At 63.8% G+C, this 19,296-nt stretch carries 14 protein-coding genes; 8 read left to right on the top strand and 6 right to left on the bottom strand.

What is annotated here, in order from left to right; all coding sequences use genetic code 11:
- Positions 1-35: 35 nt before the first annotated feature.
- From glgB to AK81_RS11660, 3 genes are all read right to left on the bottom strand, one after another.
- Positions 36-2,246, bottom strand: coding sequence for a 1,4-alpha-glucan branching protein GlgB (gene glgB, locus AK81_RS11670; protein WP_043199206.1), 2,211 nt, complete (start codon positions 2,244-2,246; stop codon positions 36-38).
- Positions 2,247-5,564 (bottom strand): maltose alpha-D-glucosyltransferase, encoded by a 3,318-nt coding sequence (gene treS / locus AK81_RS11665; RefSeq protein ID WP_043199204.1) that lies wholly within the window; start codon positions 5,562-5,564, stop codon positions 2,247-2,249. It abuts the gene before it with no gap.
- Positions 5,565-5,709: 145 nt separating this feature from the next.
- Positions 5,710-7,728: an alpha-1,4-glucan--maltose-1-phosphate maltosyltransferase gene (locus tag AK81_RS11660; RefSeq protein WP_043199202.1), complete on the bottom strand. Its 2,019-nt coding sequence runs from the start codon at positions 7,726-7,728 to the stop codon at positions 5,710-5,712.
- Positions 7,729-7,867: 139 nt separating this feature from the next.
- Between AK81_RS11660 and AK81_RS30225 the strand changes: the two genes are divergently transcribed.
- Together AK81_RS30225 and AK81_RS11655 are read left to right on the top strand one after the other, a co-directional pair.
- Positions 7,868-8,029, top strand: a complete 162-nt coding sequence (locus AK81_RS30225) for a hypothetical protein (protein ID WP_012273262.1) — start codon at positions 7,868-7,870, stop codon at positions 8,027-8,029.
- Between the two features lie 98 nt (positions 8,030-8,127).
- The gene (locus AK81_RS11655) at positions 8,128-8,364 is read left to right on the top strand and encodes a hypothetical protein (RefSeq protein ID WP_043199251.1); all 237 of its coding nucleotides are present in this window, start codon (positions 8,128-8,130) and stop codon (positions 8,362-8,364) included.
- Positions 8,365-8,468: 104 nt separating this feature from the next.
- Here AK81_RS11655 and AK81_RS11650 read toward each other — a convergent pair whose 3' ends face one another.
- Positions 8,469-10,151: an AMP-binding protein gene (locus AK81_RS11650; RefSeq protein ID WP_043199199.1), complete on the bottom strand. Its 1,683-nt coding sequence runs from the start codon at positions 10,149-10,151 to the stop codon at positions 8,469-8,471.
- A 322-nt stretch (positions 10,152-10,473) separates the two neighbouring features.
- Here AK81_RS11650 and AK81_RS11645 point away from each other — a divergent pair, with 322 nt between their 5' ends.
- Genes AK81_RS11645 through AK81_RS11630 form a run of 4 tightly spaced genes read left to right on the top strand, consistent with a single transcriptional unit; the run spans position 10,474 to position 16,032 of the window.
- Complete coding sequence (locus AK81_RS11645; protein WP_043199197.1) at positions 10,474-11,637, top strand: isovaleryl-CoA dehydrogenase; 1,164 nt, start codon at positions 10,474-10,476, stop codon at positions 11,635-11,637.
- Positions 11,638-11,656: 19 nt separating this feature from the next.
- Positions 11,657-13,264 (top strand): carboxyl transferase domain-containing protein, encoded by a 1,608-nt coding sequence (locus AK81_RS11640; protein ID WP_012273265.1) that lies wholly within the window; start codon positions 11,657-11,659, stop codon positions 13,262-13,264.
- A gap of 3 nt (positions 13,265-13,267) precedes the next feature.
- Positions 13,268-14,083 carry a gamma-carboxygeranoyl-CoA hydratase gene (locus tag AK81_RS11635; protein WP_043199194.1) on the top strand — a complete coding sequence of 272 codons (816 nt, stop codon included), beginning with the start codon at positions 13,268-13,270 and terminating at the stop codon, positions 14,081-14,083.
- Complete coding sequence (locus AK81_RS11630) at positions 14,080-16,032, top strand: acetyl/propionyl/methylcrotonyl-CoA carboxylase subunit alpha (RefSeq protein ID WP_043199192.1); 1,953 nt, start codon at positions 14,080-14,082, stop codon at positions 16,030-16,032. The genes AK81_RS11635 and AK81_RS11630 overlap by 4 nt, the downstream gene beginning before the upstream one ends.
- Before the next feature lie 272 nt (positions 16,033-16,304).
- Here the strand turns inward: AK81_RS11630 and AK81_RS11625 are convergent, their stop codons facing one another.
- Positions 16,305-16,952 carry a LexA family transcriptional regulator gene (locus tag AK81_RS11625; RefSeq protein WP_050491868.1) on the bottom strand — a complete coding sequence of 216 codons (648 nt, stop codon included), beginning with the start codon at positions 16,950-16,952 and terminating at the stop codon, positions 16,305-16,307.
- Positions 16,953-17,041: 89 nt separating this feature from the next.
- Entirely contained in the window at positions 17,042-17,695 is a 654-nt protein-coding gene (locus tag AK81_RS11620) for a LexA family protein (protein WP_043199189.1), read from the bottom strand.
- 130 nt (positions 17,696-17,825) lie between these two features.
- Between AK81_RS11620 and AK81_RS11615 the strand changes: the two genes are divergently transcribed.
- Together AK81_RS11615 and AK81_RS11610 are read left to right on the top strand one after the other, a co-directional pair.
- The gene (locus AK81_RS11615; protein WP_043199186.1) at positions 17,826-18,137 is read left to right on the top strand and encodes a DUF6124 family protein; all 312 of its coding nucleotides are present in this window, start codon (positions 17,826-17,828) and stop codon (positions 18,135-18,137) included.
- Positions 18,138-18,569: 432 nt separating this feature from the next.
- Entirely contained in the window at positions 18,570-19,085 is a 516-nt protein-coding gene (locus AK81_RS11610; protein WP_043199185.1) for a DUF4880 domain-containing protein, read from the top strand.
- The last annotated feature ends 211 nt before the right edge of the window (positions 19,086-19,296 follow it).

Genomic DNA, 19,296 nt, shown 5'->3' with positions numbered 1-19,296 from the left:
GGTTTACCCGCGAAAGGGCCGGTACCGGCAGCACATCAGGCCGGTTTCAGTATCAGAACCCCAAGCGGCGGCAGGTTCAGGGCCAGCGACAATGGCTGCCCATGGCTGGCCACTGCCTCACTTTCCACTGCCCCCAGGTTGCCCACGTTAGACCCTGCATACAGCCCCGCATCGCTGTTCAGCAGCTCCTGCCAACGCTCGCCAAACGGCACGCCTATGCGGTAGCCCTCGCGCGGCACCGGGGTAAAGTTGGCCACCACCAGCACCGGTTCACCGCTGCTGCTCCAGCGCAGCCAGGCGTACACGCTGTTTTGCGCGTCGTCACCGATCAGCCACTGGAAGCCCTGCGGCTGGCAGTCCTGCTCGTGCAGCGCCGGCACTTCGCGGTACAGGCGGTTGAGGTCGCCCACCAGGCGCTGCACGCCTTGGTGCTCGGGGTACTGCAACAGGTACCAGTCCAGCTCGCTGTCGTGGTTCCACTCACGCCACTGGCCAAACTCGCAGCCCATGAACAGCAACTTCTTGCCCGGATGCGCCCACATGAAAGTGAGGTAGGCGCGCAGGTTGGCGAACTTCTGCCAGCGGTCGCCGGGCATCTTGTCGATCAGCGAGTGCTTGCCGTGCACCACTTCGTCGTGGGAGATGGGCAGGATGAAGTGCTCGGAGTAGGCGTAGATCAGCCCGAAGCTCATCTCGTTGTGGTGGTGGTTGCGGTGCACCGGGTCGTTCTGGATGTAATGCAGGGTGTCGTGCATCCAGCCCATGTTCCACTTGTAGGCAAAGCCCAGGCCGCCCTGCTGGGTCGGCTGGCTGACGCCGGGCCAGGCGGTGGACTCCTCGGCGATGATCAATGCACCGGGGGCCTCGTGGGCAGCCACGCCGTTGAGGTGGCGGATGAAGTCGATGGCCTCCAGGTTCTCGCGCCCGCCGTGGCGGTTGGGCACCCATTCACCGGCCTTGCGCGAATAGTCGCGGTACAGCATCGAGGCCACCGCATCGACCCGCAGGCCGTCGATGTGGAAGTGCTTCAGCCAGTGCAGCGCCGAGGCCATCATGAAGCCGCGCACTTCGTTGCGCCCGAGGTTGTAGATCAGCGTGTTCCAGTCCTGGTGGTAGCCCTCCAGGGGGTTGTCGTATTCGTACAGGGCGGTGCCATCGAAACGCGCCAGGCCGTGCTCGTCGGTGGGGAAATGCGCCGGTACCCAGTCCAGCAGCACGCCAATGCCGCCTTGGTGGCAGGCATCGATGAACGCGGCAAAGTCCTCGGCACTGCCGTAGCGCGAGGTGGGCGCGAACATCGACAGTGGCTGATAGCCCCAGGAGCCGCCGAACGGGTGCTCCATGATCGGCAGCAATTCGATATGGGTAAAGCCCAGTTCCTGCACATACGGCACCAGCCGCTCGGCCAGTTCGCGCCAGTTGTAGTAGCGCCCGACTTCGCCCGCCTCGTCCAGCTCGCAGCGCCAGGACCCTGGGTGCAGCTCGTAGATCGACAGGGGCGCGCTGTAGGCATGGCGCTGGGCGCGTTGTGCCATCCAGTCGTGGTCTTGCCACGCGTGGCTGAGTTCACCGGCCACCTTGGACGCGGTGCTCGGCGGCAATTCAGTCGCGCGGGCCAGCGGGTCTGCTTTCAGTGGCAGTATCCCGTCTTTGCCCAGCACCTCGAACTTGTAGGTTTCGCCCACGCCCAGGCGCGGCACGAACAGCTCCCACACCCCGGCGCTGTGGCGCAGGCGCATGGGGTGGCGGCGGCCGTCCCAGTTGTTGAAATCCCCTACCACCGACACCCGCCGGGCATTCGGCGCCCACACCGAGAAACACACACCGTCGACGCCCTCGACCTGGATCGGTTGGGCGCCGAAGCGCCCGGACAAGTCGCGGTGGTTGCCTTCGGCGAACAGGTGCAGGTCCATGTCGCCCAGTTGCGGGCCAAAGCTGTAAGGGTCTTCGGTGACTTGCTCGCCACCGGCCCAGCCGATTTGCAGCAGATAACCTTGTGCATCATCGAGGTGCGCGGTGAACAAACCCGGCACTGCGCTTTGCACCATTTCGGCCAGGACGCGCCCATCATGGCGCGCCAGCACCCGTGCACTCAGGGCATTGGGCAGGAAGGCGCGGATGAACACCCCGCCCTTGCCATCGTCGTGGGGGCCTAGCACTGCAAAGGGATCGGCGTGCTCGGCGCGGGCCAGGGCATCCAGGTCCCGTTGCCGAAGGCCGCCGTTTTCACGCGTGGTTGCATTCATCTATGACTCTCCCCAGGTACTGATCAGTCCATGTAGGCCATGCAAAGGCACGGCCAGCCAGCTCGGACGGTTTTCGGCTTCATAAGTGATCTCGTAGGCGGCTTTTTCCAGGCAGAACAATTCCAGTGCGGCGCGCTCGCCCTCGGCCTGTTGCCAGGCATGGGGCATGGCGGCGGTGGCCAGGCCATAGGCTTCGACAAAGGCGTGGCGCGACTGATGCAGGTACTGCCGGGCAACCCGCTGACGAGCCTGCTGCGCCGGGCCGGAAAGGTCGACCGCAGAGGCGCTGCGCAGGATCATCGCAGCAGCATAGTCGAAGGATCGCAACACGCCGCTGACATCCTTGTACGGGCTGTGTTTTGCCCGGCGCTCTTGCAGTGGGCGCGACGGTTCGCCCTCGAAATCGATCAGGTAGGCATCGCCCTGCACCACCAGCACCTGGCCCAGATGCAGGTCGCCGTGCACCCGCATCAGCAGGCCACCCTCGGCCTGTTCCGCCAGGTTGGCGACGTGCTGGGCCAAGCCATCGCGCTGTTGCTGCAGGTCGTCGATCAGCGCCTGGCTGTCGCGGTCGAGGCTGTCACGGTGCTGGGCCAGCAGGTCGAGGGCGTGGGCCAGTTCGGCGCTGATCTGTGCCCCCCAACGCTGGCTGTCATCAGCATCGCTGGGGCGTGGGCGGAAAGCCTCATCGTCTGTGGGCGCGGCCAGCAGCAGGTGCATCTCGCCCAGGCGTTGGCCGAGCAAGGCGGCAAAGCCGGTGAGTTCCACCAAGGCATCGGTGTACGCCTCGGCATCGCGGGTGGGAGGGGCCATCTGGTCGCGGATGGCCCGCTCCAGGGTGTTCTGGGTCCAGGCCCAGGCATCGCCCTGATTGCTCAGGTAGCCCTGGGCGATCATTAGCAGGTGCGGGGCGTTCTGCTCATCCACCCGGCTGACCCAGGCCAGCAATGGCGAGATATTGGCAAAGCCGGCAGCAGTCAGGTAGGCGCTCATTTCCAGTTCCGGGTGAATGCCCGGGTTGACCCGGCGGATCAGCTTGAGCACCACGCGGTCGCCGATCACCACCGAGCTGTTGGACTGCTCGGCACTGAGGTAGCGCACTTCGCTTTCATCGTTCAACGCCAGGCCTGGGAGCAGGTCGGTGCATTCGAAACGCAGCTCGCCCGCGCCGCTGCCACACGGCAGGCGCAGGCCATCCTGGCAGGCGCGCAGCACCGCACGGATGAACGGTTCGAGCACGAAGGCATCTGTGATCAGGCCGACCTGATGGGCACGCCGCACCCGCGACAAGGCCAGCTGCTGCGGCAGTGCGGTGTTGATCTGGTCTTCGGGCAGCAGGCCGAACGGCAGCTGATAGTGGTTGGCCACGCCCCCGCTGAGCACTTCGATTTCGCCGAGCAGTACTGGCGTGGTGGCAGTAGCGAAACGCACCCCGTAGCACAGGCGCACCTGGTCGATAGGCCCTTCCTTGCCGGCGAACCAGCGCCGCTTGGGCAGGTATTGCGGCAGGATGGTGGTTTGCAGCGTGTCGCGGGCGGGTGCTTCCAGCAGTTCTTCCATGCGCTTGCGCAAAACGAGCGTGGTCAATTCGGGTAACCCCTCGGTGGCCTGGATGTGCCAGCTGGGCATGCGGTCGTGGGAGGCCAGCAGGAACCAGTAGAAGGCATAGGGTGGCAGGGTCAACAGGAACGGCAGTTGCCCGATGGGCGGGAAGGCGCTGCCGCCGAGCATCTCCACCGGTACTTTGTCGGCGTATTGTGACAGTTCGAGTTCCGCCGCCTGGGCCGCGCGGGAAACGTTGGCCACGCACAGGATGACCTCGGTGTGGCCATCGGCATCGGTGTACTCGCGGATATACGCAAGGATGCGCCGGTTGCTGGGCGTGAGGGTGCGCAGGCTGCCGCGGCCAAACGCCTTCTGCTGCTTGCGCACGGCCAGCATGCGCCGGGTCCAGTTCAACAGCGAGTGCGGGTCGTGGCTCTGGGCCTCGACGTTGACTGTCTGGTAGCCGTACAGCGGGTCCATGATCGGCGGCAGCACCAGGCGCTGCGGGTCGGCGCGAGAAAAGCCGCCGTTGCGGTCGGGCGACCACTGCATGGGGGTACGTACGCCGTCTCGGTCGCCCAGGTAGATGTTGTCGCCCATGCCCAGCTCGTCACCGTAGTACAGGGTGGGCGTGCCGGGCATCGACAGCAGCAGGCTGGTGAGCAGCTCGATGCGGCGCCGGTCACGCTGCAACAGCGGCGCCAGGCGCCGGCGGATACCCAGGTTGATGCGAGCGCGGCGGTCTTCGGCGTAGTAGTTCCACAGGTAATCGCGCTCGCGGTCGGTGACCATTTCCAGGGTCAGCTCATCGTGGTTGCGCAAAAAGATCGCCCATTGGCAGTTGGCCGGAATTTCCGGCGTCTGGCGCAGGATGTCGGTGATCGGGAAGCGGTCCTCCATGGCCAGGGCCATGTACATGCGCGGCATCAGCGGGAAGTGGAAGGCCATGTGGCATTCGTCGCCCTCGCCTTCGCCGAAATACGGGCGGGTGTCTTCGGGCCACTGGTTGGCCTCGGCCAGCAGCATGCGGTCGGGGTAGTTGGCGTCGATTTCGGCGCGAATGGCCTTGAGCACCGTGTGGGTCTCGGGCAGGTTTTCGTTGTTGGTGCCGTCGCGCTCGATCAGGTAAGGAATGGCGTCCAGGCGCAGGCCGTCGACGCCCAAGTCAAGCCAGAAGCGCATCACCTTGATCACCGCAGCGAGCACCTGCGGGTTGTCGAAGTTCAGGTCTGGCTGGTGCGAGTAGAAGCGGTGCCAGAAGTACTGGCCGGCGACCGGGTCCCAGGTCCAGTTGGACTTTTCGGTGTCGAGAAAGATGATGCGCGTGCCGTCGTACTTCTGTTCGTCATCCGACCACACGTAAAAATCCCGCGCCTTGCTGCCGCGCTTGGCATGGCGGGCGCGCTGGAACCACGGGTGCTGGTCGCTGGTGTGGTTGATGACCAGCTCGGTGATCACCCTCAAGCCGCGCTTGTGTGCCTCGGCGATGAAGCGGCGGGCGTCGGCCAGGCTGCCGTAGTCGGGGTGCACGGCCTTGTACTCGGCAATGTCATAGCCGTCGTCGCGCCGCGGCGAGGGGTAGAACGGCAGCAGCCACAGGGTGTTGACGCCCAGCTCGGCGATGTAGTCCAGCTTGCTGATCAGGCCGGCGAAATCACCGATGCCGTCGTTGTTCGCATCGAAGAACGACTTGATGTGCAGCTGGTAGATGACAGCGTCCTTGTACCATAGCGGGTCGTCTATGAAGGCTGCCGGGCGGGAACGCTTGGCCATGGGTGACTCCTTTCATTTTCCAGGTTGCTCTGCAAGCAACTGACTTGACCCATCCCTGTGGGAGCGGGCATGCCCGCGAATCAGGCACCGCGGTGTTTGGCACCGGCGCCGCCGGTGTTCGCGGGCGCGCCCGCTCCCACAGGTTTCACTTAGCCTTTTCGATACGCCAGATACCGAATGGCTGGTGCCAGGGTTCGATGCGCATGAACTGGGTCTTGCCGTACCAGGACCAACGATGGCCGTTCATCAGGTCTTCGCCGTAGGTTTCGGCATCGTCATCCAGCCCCAGCTCCCACAGCGGCAGCTCGAAGTGCGCCTCCTGGGCGTTGTGCGGGTCGAGGCTGATCGCCACCAGGATGTAGTTGTCGCGCTCGGGCGTGCGCTTGGCGAAATACAGGATGTTGTCGTTCCAGCAGTTGAAAAACGCCACGCCCAGGTGGGTTTGCAAGGCGCGGTTCTGCCGGCGGATGCGGTTGAGCTGGGCGATCTCGGCGATGATGTTGCCGGGCTGGGTGAAATCGCGCGGGCGGATTTCGTACTTCTCCGAATCCATGTACTCCTCCTTGCCCGGCAGCGGCGTGCCTTCGCACAGCTCGAAGCCCGAATACATGCCCCACAGGCCCGAGCCCATGGTCGCCAGCGCGGCGCGAATGAGAAAGCCCGCGCGGCCAGAGGTGTGCAGGAAAAACGGGTTGATATCCGGCGTGTTGACGAAGAAGTTGGGCCGGTAGCACTGGCTCCACGGCGGCTGGTTGAGCTCCTCGTAGAATTCGCGCAGCTCCTGCTTGGTGTTGCGCCAGGTGAAGTAGGTATAGCTTTGCGCGTAGCCGACCTTGCCCAGGCGCGCCATCATCGCGGGCTTGGTGAATGCCTCGGCGAGGAAGATCACATCCGGGTAGCGGGCGCGCACATCGGCGATCATCCATTGCCAGAACGGCAGTGGCTTGGTGTGCGGGTTGTCGACGCGAAAGGTTTTCACCCCCTCCTCCACCCAGCCAATGATCACATCACGCAGCGCCAGCCACAGGCTCGGCACCGCGTCGGGGGCATAGAAGTCGACGTTGACGATGTCCTGGTACTTCTTCGGCGGGTTCTCGGCATAGCGGATGGTGCCGTCCGGGCGCCAGCTGAACCAGCCCGGATGCTCCTTGAGCCAGGGGTGATCCTGCGAACATTGAATGGCGAAATCGAGGGCGATTTCCAGCCCGTGCTCGGCAGCGGCGGCGACCAGCCGGCGGAAATCCTCGCGGCTGCCCAGTTGCGGGTGAATCGCCTCGTGGCCGCCTTCGGCGCTGCCGATGGCGTAAGGGCTGCCGGGGTCGCCAGGTTCGGCATGCAGGGCATTGTTGCGGCCCTTGCGGTGCTGCATGCCAATGGGGTGGATGGGCGGGAAGTACAGCACGTCGAAGCCCATGTCACGGATCATCGGCAGCCGTTCTTGCACATCGTTGAAGGTGCCGTGGCGCTCGGGGCTGTCGGTGATCGAGCGCGGGAACAACTCGTACCAACTGGCGAACTGTGCGGCCGGGCGGTCGACATCGACGGGGAACTCGCCACTGCGGGCCAGGTAGCTGCGGTGCCCCGCTTCGCCCATCAGGCGTGCAGTAGCAGGGTCGAGGAACAGCGCCACCTGGTCATCGGTGTTCAGGGTGGCCAGGCGTTGCTGCGTGGCCTCAAGCTCCTCGCGCAGGGCGCCGCTGCACAGATCGATGCCCTTGCCCAGCATCAGCCGGCCTTCTTCCAGCTCAAGTTTTACCTCGACACCGGCGTGGTACTTTTTCTCCAGGTCGTGGCAGTAGGTGGCGAACGGGTCGATCCAGGCCTCGATACTGAACAGGTGCGGGCCCAGCTCGGTGGGGGTGAACTCGGCCAGCCACAGGTCGTTGCCCGGCGAGTGCATGGGCACACAATGCCAGCGGCGGCTGTTGGCCTGACGCCAGTTGAGCATCACCGCCAGGCGGTCGTGCCCATCGCAATAGACCTTGCTGCTGACGGCCACCGGCTGGCCACTGATGGCCTTGGCCGCGAAGGTGCCGGCTTCGAGCACGGGTTGGGTGCTTTCGATCACGATGCGCGGCGCCAGCAGCGCCTGGGACAGGCTGATGGCCTGGTCCGGGTGATCACTCGCCGCGGGCACGCTTTCAAAGGGCTCGTTACGTGACATCGACCTTGCTCCCTCAGGCTGGTGGCGGTAAGGGTTCAGAGCCGGGCACAGGCGTGGGGTTCAAAAAAATTGAGCGAACGGCAACTGCCAGCGGTCAGAGCCTGCAGCACCTCTTCATTCACCCACGCGAGGTCAGGCCATGAACATTCCCATTCCACCGGAAACCCCCGATCCGAACATCGACGACCCCAGCTTGCCGCCACCCGTGCCGGAAGAAGAACCGGACGAACTGCCGATCAAGCCGACCATGCCACCGACGGTGGGCGACCCGCCGAGCCAGGAGCCACCGGTGAAGGCTTAAGGGTAGACCACGCCACCTGATATTTTTGCCAGTAGCGGTGCCGATGGGTTGTGCTGAAGATTGAGGCTCTCGATATCAAGCCAGGAGCCTCCTTCATCGTGGATACCGCAACCCGCCGGCAGCGTGAGGAATACGAGCGACAAGTGGTCGATATGCTTCAGGATGCAGGCGTGGTCGACCCGGGATCAGGGACCTTGCTGGCACATCTGGACAGGGACAAATGCGAATTTGCGTTAATGCAGCTGGAAGCGCGTTACAACGTTCGTTTGCGGCGTGATTACCTGAGCGTCGCCGAAGTTGCCGGCGAGCTGTGCAAGGCGCTGGATACACGTTGACCGTTCCGGCCCTTTCGCGGGCTTGCCCGCTCCCACAGATACAGCGTCGGCGCGGTCCCTGTGGGAGCGGGCAAGCCCGCGAAAGGGCCGGTTGACCCAACGCATCAACCCGCAGATACCGCCGAGATTTCCGCCACACTGATCTCCCGCATACGGAACTTCTGCACCTTGCCCGTCACCGTCATCGGGTACTCATCGACAAAGCGAATATGCCGCGGCACCTTGAAGTGTGCGATGCGCGCCTTGCACCAACCTTGCAGTTCCTCGACCGTGGCGCTGTGCCCGGGGTGCAACTTGATCCAGGCCACGATCTCTTCGCCGTAGCGGCTGCACGGAATGCCGATCACCTGCGCATCGGCCACCGCCGGGTGGGTGTAGAAGAACTCTTCCAGCTCACGCGGGTAAATGTTCTCGCCGCCGCGAATGATCATGTCCTTGTTGCGCCCGACGATGCGCACGTGGCCATGTTCATCCATCACCGCCAAGTCGCCGGAGTGCATCCACCCTGCCGGGTCGATGGCATCTGCCGTGGCCTGGGGGTTGTCCCAGTAACCGAGCATCACGCTGTAGCCGCGGGTGCACAGCTCGCCGATCTCGCCGCGGGCGACGATACAGCCATCAGCGTCCACCAGTTTGTTTTCCAGCTGCGGCTGGGTGCGGCCGACGGTGGTCACGCGCAATTCCAGCTCGTCGTCCGGGCCGGTTTGCAGCGACACCGGGCTGGTTTCGGTCATGCCGTAGGCGATCTGCACTTCGGCCATGTGCATCTGGTCGATGACCCGGCGCATCACCTCGATCGGGCAGGTGGCGCCGGCCATGATGCCGCTGCGCAGGGTCGACAGGTCCATGCCCTGGCGGGCCGGGTGGTCGAGCATGGCAATGAACATGGTCGGCACGCCGTACAGGATGCTGGCGCGCTCCTCGGCCACGGCGCACAGGGTGAGTTCGGCGTCGAAAGCGTCGTTGGGGTAGATCATGGTGCTGCCGTGGGTGATGCAGCCGAGGTTGGCCATGACCATGCCGAAGCAGTGGTACAGCGGCACCGGGATCACCATGCGGTCGTGCGCGGTCAGGCCCAGGCTTTCGCCGACCATGAAGCCGTTGTTGAGGATGTTGTAGTGGCTGAGCGTGGCACCCTTGGGCGCGCCGGTGGTGCCGGAGGTGTACTGGATGTTTACCGGCTGGTCGAATTGCAGGCTTTGCTGACGGGCGGTGAAGGCCTCTGCCGTCGTCTGCCCTGCCCGTTCGGCCAATGCGTGCCAGGGCTGGAAACCGGCAGGCGGGTTGGCCGCCAGGCTGATCACGCCGCGCAACTCGGGCAGGCGACCACTGGCCAGTTCACCGGGTGCGGCGCTGGCCAGTTCAGGCACCAGTTCCTGCACCATGGCGTGGTAGTCAGAGGTCTTGAAGGCGTCGGCACACACCAGCCAGCGGCAGCCGGACTGACGCAGCACGTATTCCAGCTCACCCACGCGATAGGCAGGGTTAATGTTGACCAGAATGGCGCCGACCTTGGCGCTGGCCAGTTGCAGAATGCACCACTGGGCGCAGTTGGGTGACCAGATGCCGACACGCTCGCCGGTGTCTACGCCCAGGGCCATCAGCGCGCGGGCATGCACTTCGACCTGTTCGGCCAGCTGGCGCCAGCTGTAACGCAGGCCTTGATGACGCGACACCAGCGCCTCGCCGTCGGCGCAGCGGGCCACCGTGGCATCGAAGGCCTGGCCGATAGTCTGGGTCAGCAAGGCTTGGTCCTGGCGACCGCGGGTATAGCTCGGTTGACTCATGGGTGTCCCTTCTTGTGGTTGTTCTGGGCACGACTGAAGCAAGCGGGAATACTCTGGCGCAGATTTACGTTTACGTAAAGGTGATGAGTGGATTGACAGTAGTGCCATGCAGGTTTACGTTAACGTAAAGGTGATGAACGACACCTAGCTTGAAGCGCCACGCCGAAGCCTGTGGGAGCGGGCATGCCCGCGAATGCGACCGATCAGGCAATGACGGTGACCCTGCTGACGTATTCGCGGGCATGCCCGCTCCCACAGGGGGCGGGGTTGAATCCCCAAGCTAAGGTGTAACCCAATTTCAAGAACAAGAAGGTGCCCCAGCATGCATTACCCCTCCCTGAACTTCGCCCTGGGCGAAACCATCGACATGCTCCGCGACCAGGTGCGCACCTTCGTTGCCGCCGAGCTGGCGCCGCGCGCCGCGCAGATCGACCACGACAACCTGTTCCCCGCCGACATGTGGCGCAAGTTCGGCGACATGGGCCTGCTGGGCATCACGGTGTCGGAAGAGTACGGCGGCGCCGGCCTGGGCTACCTGGCCCACGTGGTGTCGATGGAAGAAATCAGCCGTGCCTCGGCCTCGGTGGCCCTGTCCTACGGCGCCCACTCCAACCTGTGCGTCAACCAGATCAACCGCAACGGCACCCATGAGCAGAAGCTCAAGTACCTGCCCAAGCTGATCAGCGGCGAACACATCGGTGCGCTGGCCATGAGCGAGCCCAACGCCGGCTCCGACGTGGTGTCGATGAAGCTGCGCGCCGAAAAGCGCGGCGACCACTACGTGCTCAACGGCAGCAAGACCTGGATCACCAACGGCCCCGACGCCAACACCTACGTGATCTACGCCAAGACCGACCTGGACAAGGGCGCGCACGGCATTACCGCGTTCATCGTCGAGCGTGAGTGGAAAGGCTTCAGCCGCAGCAACAAGTTCGACAAGCTGGGCATGCGCGGGTCCAACACCTGCGAGCTGTTCTTCGATGACGTGGAAGTACCGGCAGAAAACATCCTCGGCCAGCTCAACGGCGGCGTGCGCGTACTGATGAGCGGCCTGGACTACGAGCGCGTGGTGCTGTCCGGTGGCCCGACCGGCATCATGCAAAGCTGCATGGACCTGGTGGTGCCGTACATCCACGACCGCAAGCAGTTTGGCCAGAGCATCGGCGAATTCCAGCTGATCCAGGGCAAGATCGCCGACATGTACACCCAGCTCAACGCCAGCCGCGCCTACCTGTATGCCGTGGCCCAGGCTTGCGACCGTGGCGAGACCACCCGCAAGGATGCTGCCGGGGTGATCCTTTACACCGCCGAACGCGCCACGCAAATGGCCCTGGAGGCAATCCAGATTCTCGGTGGCAACGGCTACATCAACGAATTCCCGGCGGGCCGCCTGCTGCGCGATGCCAAGCTGTACGAAATCGGTGCCGGCACCAGCGAAATCCGCCGGATGCTGATTGGCCGCGAACTGTTCAACGAAACCCGCTGAACATAAAGGACGGGCGCACATGGCTACCTTGCACACCCAGATCAACCCGCGTTCGGCGGAGTTCGCCGGCAACAGCGCGGCCATGCTCGAACAGGTCCAGGCCCTGCGTGGCCTGCTCGCCCAGGTGGCCCAGGGCGGCGGGCCCAAGGCCCAGGAGCGGCACACGTCGCGTGGCAAGCTGCTGCCCCGCGAACGCATCGACCGCTTGTTGGACCCGGGCTCGCCATTTCTCGAAATCGGCCAGCTGGCTGCCCATGAGGTGTACGGCGAAGACGTGCCCGCCGCGGGCGTGATCGCCGGTATCGGCCGCGTCGAAGGCGTGGAATGCATGATCGTGGCCAACGACGCCACGGTCAAAGGCGGTTCTTACTACCCGTTGACGGTGAAGAAGCACCTGCGTGCGCAGACCATCGCCCTGCAAAACCGCCTGCCGTGCATTTACCTGGTGGACTCGGGCGGCGCCAACCTGCCGCGCCAGGACGAAGTATTCCCCGACCGCGAGCATTTCGGGCGGATCTTCTTCAACCAGGCCAACATGAGCGCCCAAGGCATCCCGCAGATCGCCGTGGTGATGGGCTCGTGCACGGCTGGCGGCGCCTACGTACCGGCCATGGCCGACGAAGCGATCATGGTGCGCCAGCAGGCGACCATCTTCCTCGCCGGCCCGCCGCTGGTAAAAGCCGCCACAGGTGAAGTGGTCAGCGCCGAAGACCTGGGTGGCGCCGATGTGCATTGCCGCACCAGCGGCGTGGCCGACCACTATGCGGATAACGACGAGCACGCCTTGGCCATCGCCCGGCGCAGCGTGGCCAACCTCAACTGGCACAAGCTGGGCAAGCTGCAGCGCCTGGCACCGGTGGCGCCACTGTATGCCGCCGACGAGCTGTATGGCGTGGTGCCAGCCGACGCCAAGCAACCGTTCGACGTGCGTGAAGTGATCGCGCGGCTGGTGGATGGCTCGGTGTTCGATGAGTTCAAGGCCCTGTTCGGCACCACCTTGGTGTGCGGCTTCGCCCACCTGCATGGCTACCCGGTAGCGATTTTGGCCAACAACGGCATCCTGTTCGCCGAAGCCGCGCAAAAAGGCGCGCACTTCATCGAGCTGGCCTGCCAGCGTGGTATACCGCTGCTGTTCCTGCAGAACATCACCGGCTTCATGGTGGGCAAGAAGTACGAAGAAGGCGGCATCGCCAAGCACGGCGCCAAGCTGGTTACCGCCGTGGCCTGTGCCCAGGTGCCGAAGTTCACGGTGATCATTGGCGGTAGTTTTGGCGCCGGCAACTACGGCATGTGCGGCCGCGCCTACGACCCACGCTTCCTGTGGATGTGGCCCAACGCGCGCATTGGTGTAATGGGCGCCGAACAGGCCGCTGGCGTGTTGGCGCAGGTCAAGCGCGAGCAAAGTGAGCGCAGCGGCCAGCCCTTCAGTGCCGAGGACGAGGCCAGGCTCAAGCAACCGATCCTCGACCAGTACGAGCACCAGGGCCACCCTTACTATTCCAGCGCCCGCCTGTGGGACGACGGCGTAATCGACCCGGCACAAACCCGCGATGTACTTGGCCTGGCGTTGTCTGCCGCGCTGAACGCACCGATCGAACAGAGCCGCTTCGGCATTTTCCGGATGTAACCCATGAGCGATTTCAGCACCCTTGAAGTGATCCGTGACCCACGCGGCTTCGCCACCCTGTGGCTGAGCCGCGAGGACAAGAACAACGCCTTCAACGCGCAGATGATTCGCGAACTGATCGTGGCCATCGACCGACTGGCCGAAGACGCCAGCCTGCGCTTTGTGCTGCTGCGCGGCCGTGGCCGGCACTTCAGCGCCGGCGCCGACCTGGCCTGGATGCAGCAGTCGGCGCAGCTGGACTTCAACACCAACCTGGATGACGCCCACGAACTGGGCGAGCTGATGTACGCCCTGCACCGCCTGAAGACGCCAACCCTGGCCGTGGTGCAAGGTGCAGCCTTTGGCGGCGCGCTGGGCCTGATCAGCTGCTGCGACATGGCCATCGGCGCCGAAGACGCCCAGTTGTGCCTGTCGGAAGTCCGCATTGGCCTGGCCCCGGCAGTCATCAGCCCGTTCGTGGTCAAGGCGATTGGTGAACGCGCCGCGCGCCGCTATGCCCTCACTGCCGAGCGTTTCAGCGGCGTACGGGCCCGCGAGCTGGGCCTGCTGGCCGAGGTGTACCCTGCCAGTGAGCTGGACGCCCAGGTCGAAACGTGGGTGAACAACTTGCTGCAGAACAGCCCGCAAGCATTGCGCGCCACAAAGGACTTGCTGCGCGAAGTGGACGACGGCGAACTCAGCCCGGCCCTGCGCCGCTACTGCGAGAACACCATCGCCCGCATCCGCGTCAGCGCCGAAGGCCAGGAGGGCCTGCGCGCTTTCCTCGAAAAACGCCGCCCCGCCTGGCAAACCGATGACAAGAAGGAACCGCGCCCATGAGCCGCCCCGCTTTGACCACCCTGCTGGTCGCCAACCGTGGCGAAATCGCCTGCCGGATAATGCGCACCGCCAAGGCCATGGGCCTGACCACCGTTGCCGTGCACAGCGCCACTGACCGTGACGCCCGGCACAGCCGCGAAGCGGATATCCGCGTCGACCTGGGCGGCACCAAGGCCGCCGAAAGCTACCTGCTGGTGGACAAGCTGCTGGCCGCCGCCAAGGCCAGCGGTGCCCAGGCCATTCACCCGGGCTATGGCTTTCTGTCCGAAAACGCAGGCTTCGCCCGCGCCATCGAACAGGCCGGGCTGATCTTCCTAGGCCCACCGGCCAGCGCCATCGACGCCATGGGCAGCAAGTCGGCGGCCAAGGCGCTGATGGAAGCCGCTGGCGTGCCGCTGGTGCCGGGCTACCATGGCGAAGCCCAGGACCTGGACACCTTCCGCGCCGCCGCCGAACGCATCGGCTACCCGGTGCTGCTCAAGGCCAGCGCCGGCGGCGGCGGCAAGGGGATGAAAGTGGTCGAGGAAGAAAGCCAGCTGGCCGACGCCTTGGCCTCGGCCCAGCGCGAGGCGCAGTCGTCGTTCGGCGATGCGCGCATGCTGGTGGAAAAGTACGTGCTCAAGCCGCGTCACGTCGAAATCCAGGTGTTTGCCGACCAGCACGGCAACTGCCTGTACCTCAACGAGCGCGACTGCTCCATCCAGCGCCGCCACCAGAAAGTGGTCGAAGAGGCCCCTGCCCCCGGCCTGTCGCCCGAACTGCGCCGGGCCATGGGCGAAGCGGCGGTGCGTGCGGCCCAGGCTATCGGCTATGTGGGCGCCGGCACCGTGGAGTTCCTGCTCGATGCCCGTGGCGAGTTCTTCTTCATGGAGATGAACACCCGCCTGCAGGTGGAACACCCGGTCACCGAGGCCATCACCGGCCTGGACCTGGTGGCCTGGCAGATTCGCGTGGCCTGCGGCGAGGCCCTGCCGATCACCCAGGAACAGGTGCCGCTGATCGGCCATGCCATCGAAGTGCGGCTGTATGCCGAAGACCCGGCCAACGAGTTTTTGCCTGCCACCGGCAAGCTGGCGCTGTACCGTGAGTCGGCGCCTGGCGAAGGCCGGCGGGTAGACAGCGGTGTCAGCGAAGGCGATGTGGTGTCGCCCTTCTATGACCCAATGCTGGGCAAGCTGATTGCCTGGGGTGAAAACCGCGAACAGGCACGCCTGCGCTTGCTGGCCATGCTCGACGAGTTCGCCATCGGCGGGCTGAAGACCAACATCGCTTTCCTGCGCCGTATTCTCGCCCACCCGGCGTTTGCGGCGGCAGAGCTGGACACTGGCTTCATTCCGCGTCACCAGGAGGTGTTGCTGCCGGCGCCCCATGCGCTGCCAGCGGGCTTCTGGGAAGCGGCAGCCGAAGCCTGGCTGCAGGGGCAGGCCGGGCATCAGCGCGATGACGACCGCAGTTCGCCGTGGGGTGAGCGCAACGGCCTGCGTTTGGGCCTGCCGGCACGCAGCAGCCTGCATCTGGTAAGCGCCGGGCAGGACCAGGCGGTTGCCCTGGAGCGCAGCGCTGCGTCCACCTGGCAGCTAGCGGGTGAGCAACTGGTGCACGATGAGGCAGGTGTGCGCCGCCAGCATTTGGCGATCCGCCGCGGCGGCACGCTGTACCTGCACTGGGATGGCGAGATGCACGCCATTCAGGCCTTCGACCCGATTGCCGAAGCCGAGGCCAGCCATGGCCAGCAAGGTGGCCTGGGTGCGCCCATGAACGGCAGCATCGTGCGGGTACTGGTCGAGCCGGGGCAGGTGGTTGAAGCGGGTACGGCGCTGGTGGTGCTGGAGGCCATGAAGATGGAGCACAGCATTCGCGCGCCGCATGGCGGGACGGTGAAGGCGTTGTTCTGCCAGGAAGGGGATATGGTCAGCGAAGGGACGGTGCTGGTCGAACTGGCAGAGTGAGGTAGACATTAACCCCGGTGAAGGCGTTGTTCTGCCAGGAAGGGGATATGGTCAGCGAAGGGACGGTGCTGGTCGAACTGGCAGAGTGAGGTAGACATTAACCCTGTGGGAGCGGGCAAGCCCGCGAAGAATACGACGCAGTGCTTGGCACCGGCTTCGCCGGTGTTCGCGGGCTTGCCCGCTCCCACAGGGACAGCGCAATGTTCGAGGTTGCCACCGTACTTGTGGGAGCCCGGCTTGCCGGCGATGGGCTGCGCAGCAGCCCCGGCAATCTAGAAAGCCCCGTGCACCCGAACGACCACTCCGAGAAACTCGCAACCTTCCTCACACAACAACGCCGGGTAATTGCTGTTCAGTGCCTTCAGATACTGCTGCCCGCCTTCTTCGGCCAACTCGCGGAAAATCGCCGGTTTGCCCGGCTGACGAGCGATAACCAAACGCCCAGCCTCAGCCTCCACGCCCGGGTCAACCAGCATCCGCATGCCCTGTGGCACACTGCGACCACTGACGGCGCTCATCGCGTCATTTTCAACCGTCAACCAGAACGCCTTGCCCTGGGCCACGTAGTCCGTCTGCTCGAACACTCCAGCTTCAGCGCTCTCGGTAGCACCTAACTCATCCCAGCCCAACACCGGGTAGCGGAAGCCTACGATGTATTGCATGAGGTCTAGGTTGTCATCCACTTGGCAAGCCTCGCCACCCTGACCATAAATGCGCAACTCAAGCCTGACGTTGTAATGAGGCATGCCAAGCTCGACAAACGTGCGGTTCATCGATTCAATTCTTGGCTGGCGCCGCTTGTTGACCCAGTGCCCAACACTGCCTTGAGACACGCCAACGCGCTCGGCAAGCTGTTCTTGGGTGAGCCCTAGCTCGTCCATCCGATTGCGGACAAGCGCAATCCATCTATCCATGTCCATGGTTGGCACGATACTCCCTATCGAACCCTGCACTGATCCCTGTAGGAGCGGCCTTGCGTCGCGATGGGCTGCGCAGCAGCCCCGGCACTCTAGAAGGTCCCGTGCACCCGCACGACTACCCCCAAGAACTCGCAGCCTTCCTCACACAGGATTGTTGGATAACGCGTATTCAGCGGCTTGAGCATCTTGTCGCCACCCTCCTCGACCAACTGCCGCAACACCGCAGGCCGCCCCGGCTGCCGGGCAATCACCAACCTGCCTGGCTCTGCCGGCAGGCCAGTATCCACCAGCACGCGCATGCCCTCAGGCACACTCTTGCCACTGGCTGCATTCATCGAGTCGTTTTCCACCACCAGCCAGAACGCATTGCCAGCGGGCATGTAATCCGTCTGTTCGTGGGATTTGCCTGCTTCAGGTAAAGGCCCCTGCAAGTCAGCCCAACTCAGAACCGGAAAGCGGAAGCTCGCATAAAGCAGCGCTTCGGCCGACACCGGCTGCTCGACCGCATAGCGCGCAGGTGCTTCACGCACGATGTCACGCTCTACCACCATGACCTGTGCTTCCAGAAACACCAGGCCGAGTTTTTCCAGCTTTTCGTTGATGGTTTCCAGCGTCGGCCGCCGTGTGCCACGCAACCAATGACCCACGCCACCCTGAGTCATGCCCAGGCGCTCGGCCAGCTTGAGCTGACTTAAGTTGTGTTCGCGCTTGTAGCGCTTGAGAAATGCATTCCAGTTTTCCATGAGCGGCAACAATACGGACTGTATTACACGCAGCAATACACAATCTGAATTATTTATCTGAAGATAGTCAGTACAGTTTGACCTATCCTGTGATTCCAGTGTGTTTGAAGGGAAATCAGAAGGTATCGCGATGAAACCACCGAAAAACGACGAAACAGATCTCGACAGCGAAGCCGCCCGCCGCGCCCTCGACTACTACCTCAACCCAAAGCCGCAGCGCCCAACCCACGACAGCAAGATCTGGACCCTGCACGACAGCGTCACCGGCGACCAGGCCCAGGAGCACGCCATCGCCCTGCTGCGTTGTGCTGCGGCCACAGCGCAGGAAACCGCCAGCCACCAGCACGGCAGCCAGCGCGAGCTGATTTACGCGTTGATGCACATGATGGACATGGCCCGCGCTCTGCTGGAGCACAAGCGCGCCACAGATCCGGATTTCTGAGTAAAAAGAAGGGAGAGAACGTGATGGCCGCGAACGGCAGAGGCCCCGATTGCCGGGACAAGGAAGCGCATCGGTAAAACTTTTTTACCGAGTTGACGAAAATTCATTTGACTGGCAAATGATAACGATTATTATTGCACTCAGCTGATCGCGAGATCTGCTGGATAACCTGGAGCTTAGGTCGCTCTAGATTATCTCCTCATCAGGCTAATCACGGTTTTTGACCCGGCTTTTTGCCGGGTCTTTTTTTTTGCTCTTCAGGCTAATGAAGATCGTGATGGCGCGCATGATAGCAAAGGTGTTTCAGAGCGTGAACGCTCATTACAAAACTTTGCGGAATCAGCACTTGAGAATCAATCTCGTTTCGCCTAGACTGGTCTCGCATCAAGGAAGATGCCCCCACCTCTCCCCCCTTCAAGCAAGGAGCTGTCCATGACCCGTCTGCTACTGCCGCTTGAACACCCGACGCCTGTTGTCGAACACGATGCCGACAACGCCCTGCTGCATGCACTGAAGCGGCTGCCCCGGCGCGTGCAGCAAGTATTCCTGCTCAACCGCCTCGACCAACTGGACTTCGCCACCATCGCCGCCCGCCTCGACCTGCCCCTGGCGAGCATCGAGCGAAACATGGACAAGGCGCTGCAAGCCGGTCGCTCGCGCCGGGATGTGCTGGCGAGTATTGCCGGGCAATGGTACGTGCGCTTGCAAAGCCCACAGGTGACGGCTTGCGAACGGATCGACTTTCGTCGCTGGCTGGATGCGGACCCAGCGAACCTGCAGGCGTTTCACGACACGGAATTGCGCTGGCGCAGCCTGCTGGCGCCGGCTCGGCAACTGGGCCATGACGGCTGGTACAGGCAAGGCCGGGCGGCGCTGTCGCTGGGCGGTTGTTCGGTTGCGATTGGGCTTGGCGTGGCGGCGTTGGTGCTGTTTGGTTTCTGGGCCTGAGCTACGCACTTCCATAGTGAAGCGAAGCCCGTGCAGGCGATGGCCCGCAGCGCGCCCCCGATCACATTTTTGAACCGAATCCGGCTAGATTCTGCCGAGGGTTAGGCAAAACTTTGGGAGGCGTACCGATGAGGCTTTCTCATGGATACACTACTAGGCGCGTCATTCAATAAGACCAAACCCTGCACTGCAGGGCTCATTGCATATCGGG

Source organism: Pseudomonas putida W15Oct28 (assembly GCF_000708715.2).
Classification (GTDB): domain Bacteria; phylum Pseudomonadota; class Gammaproteobacteria; order Pseudomonadales; family Pseudomonadaceae; genus Aquipseudomonas; species Aquipseudomonas putida_R.
This window is presented reverse-complemented; position numbering and strand designations above follow the sequence as displayed.

Excerpts from the sequence above, each read along its gene's own strand:
- glgB (WP_043199206.1), bottom strand. The coding sequence starts at position 2,246 with ATGAATGCAACCACGCGTGAAAACGGCGGCCTTCGGCAACGGGACCTG.
- treS (WP_043199204.1), bottom strand. The coding sequence starts at position 5,564 with ATGGCCAAGCGTTCCCGCCCGGCAGCCTTCATAGACGACCCGCTATGG.
- AK81_RS11660 (WP_043199202.1), bottom strand. The coding sequence starts at position 7,728 with ATGTCACGTAACGAGCCCTTTGAAAGCGTGCCCGCGGCGAGTGATCAC.
- AK81_RS30225 (WP_012273262.1), top strand. The coding sequence starts at position 7,868 with ATGAACATTCCCATTCCACCGGAAACCCCCGATCCGAACATCGACGAC.
- AK81_RS11650 (WP_043199199.1), bottom strand. The coding sequence starts at position 10,151 with ATGAGTCAACCGAGCTATACCCGCGGTCGCCAGGACCAAGCCTTGCTG.
- AK81_RS11645 (WP_043199197.1), top strand. The coding sequence starts at position 10,474 with ATGCATTACCCCTCCCTGAACTTCGCCCTGGGCGAAACCATCGACATG.
- AK81_RS11640 (WP_012273265.1), top strand. The coding sequence starts at position 11,657 with ATGGCTACCTTGCACACCCAGATCAACCCGCGTTCGGCGGAGTTCGCC.
- AK81_RS11635 (WP_043199194.1), top strand. The coding sequence starts at position 13,268 with ATGAGCGATTTCAGCACCCTTGAAGTGATCCGTGACCCACGCGGCTTC.
- AK81_RS11630 (WP_043199192.1), top strand. The coding sequence starts at position 14,080 with ATGAGCCGCCCCGCTTTGACCACCCTGCTGGTCGCCAACCGTGGCGAA.
- AK81_RS11625 (WP_050491868.1), bottom strand. The coding sequence starts at position 16,952 with ATGGACATGGATAGATGGATTGCGCTTGTCCGCAATCGGATGGACGAG.
- AK81_RS11620 (WP_043199189.1), bottom strand. The coding sequence starts at position 17,695 with ATGGAAAACTGGAATGCATTTCTCAAGCGCTACAAGCGCGAACACAAC.
- AK81_RS11615 (WP_043199186.1), top strand. The coding sequence starts at position 17,826 with ATGAAACCACCGAAAAACGACGAAACAGATCTCGACAGCGAAGCCGCC.
- AK81_RS11610 (WP_043199185.1), top strand. The coding sequence starts at position 18,570 with ATGACCCGTCTGCTACTGCCGCTTGAACACCCGACGCCTGTTGTCGAA.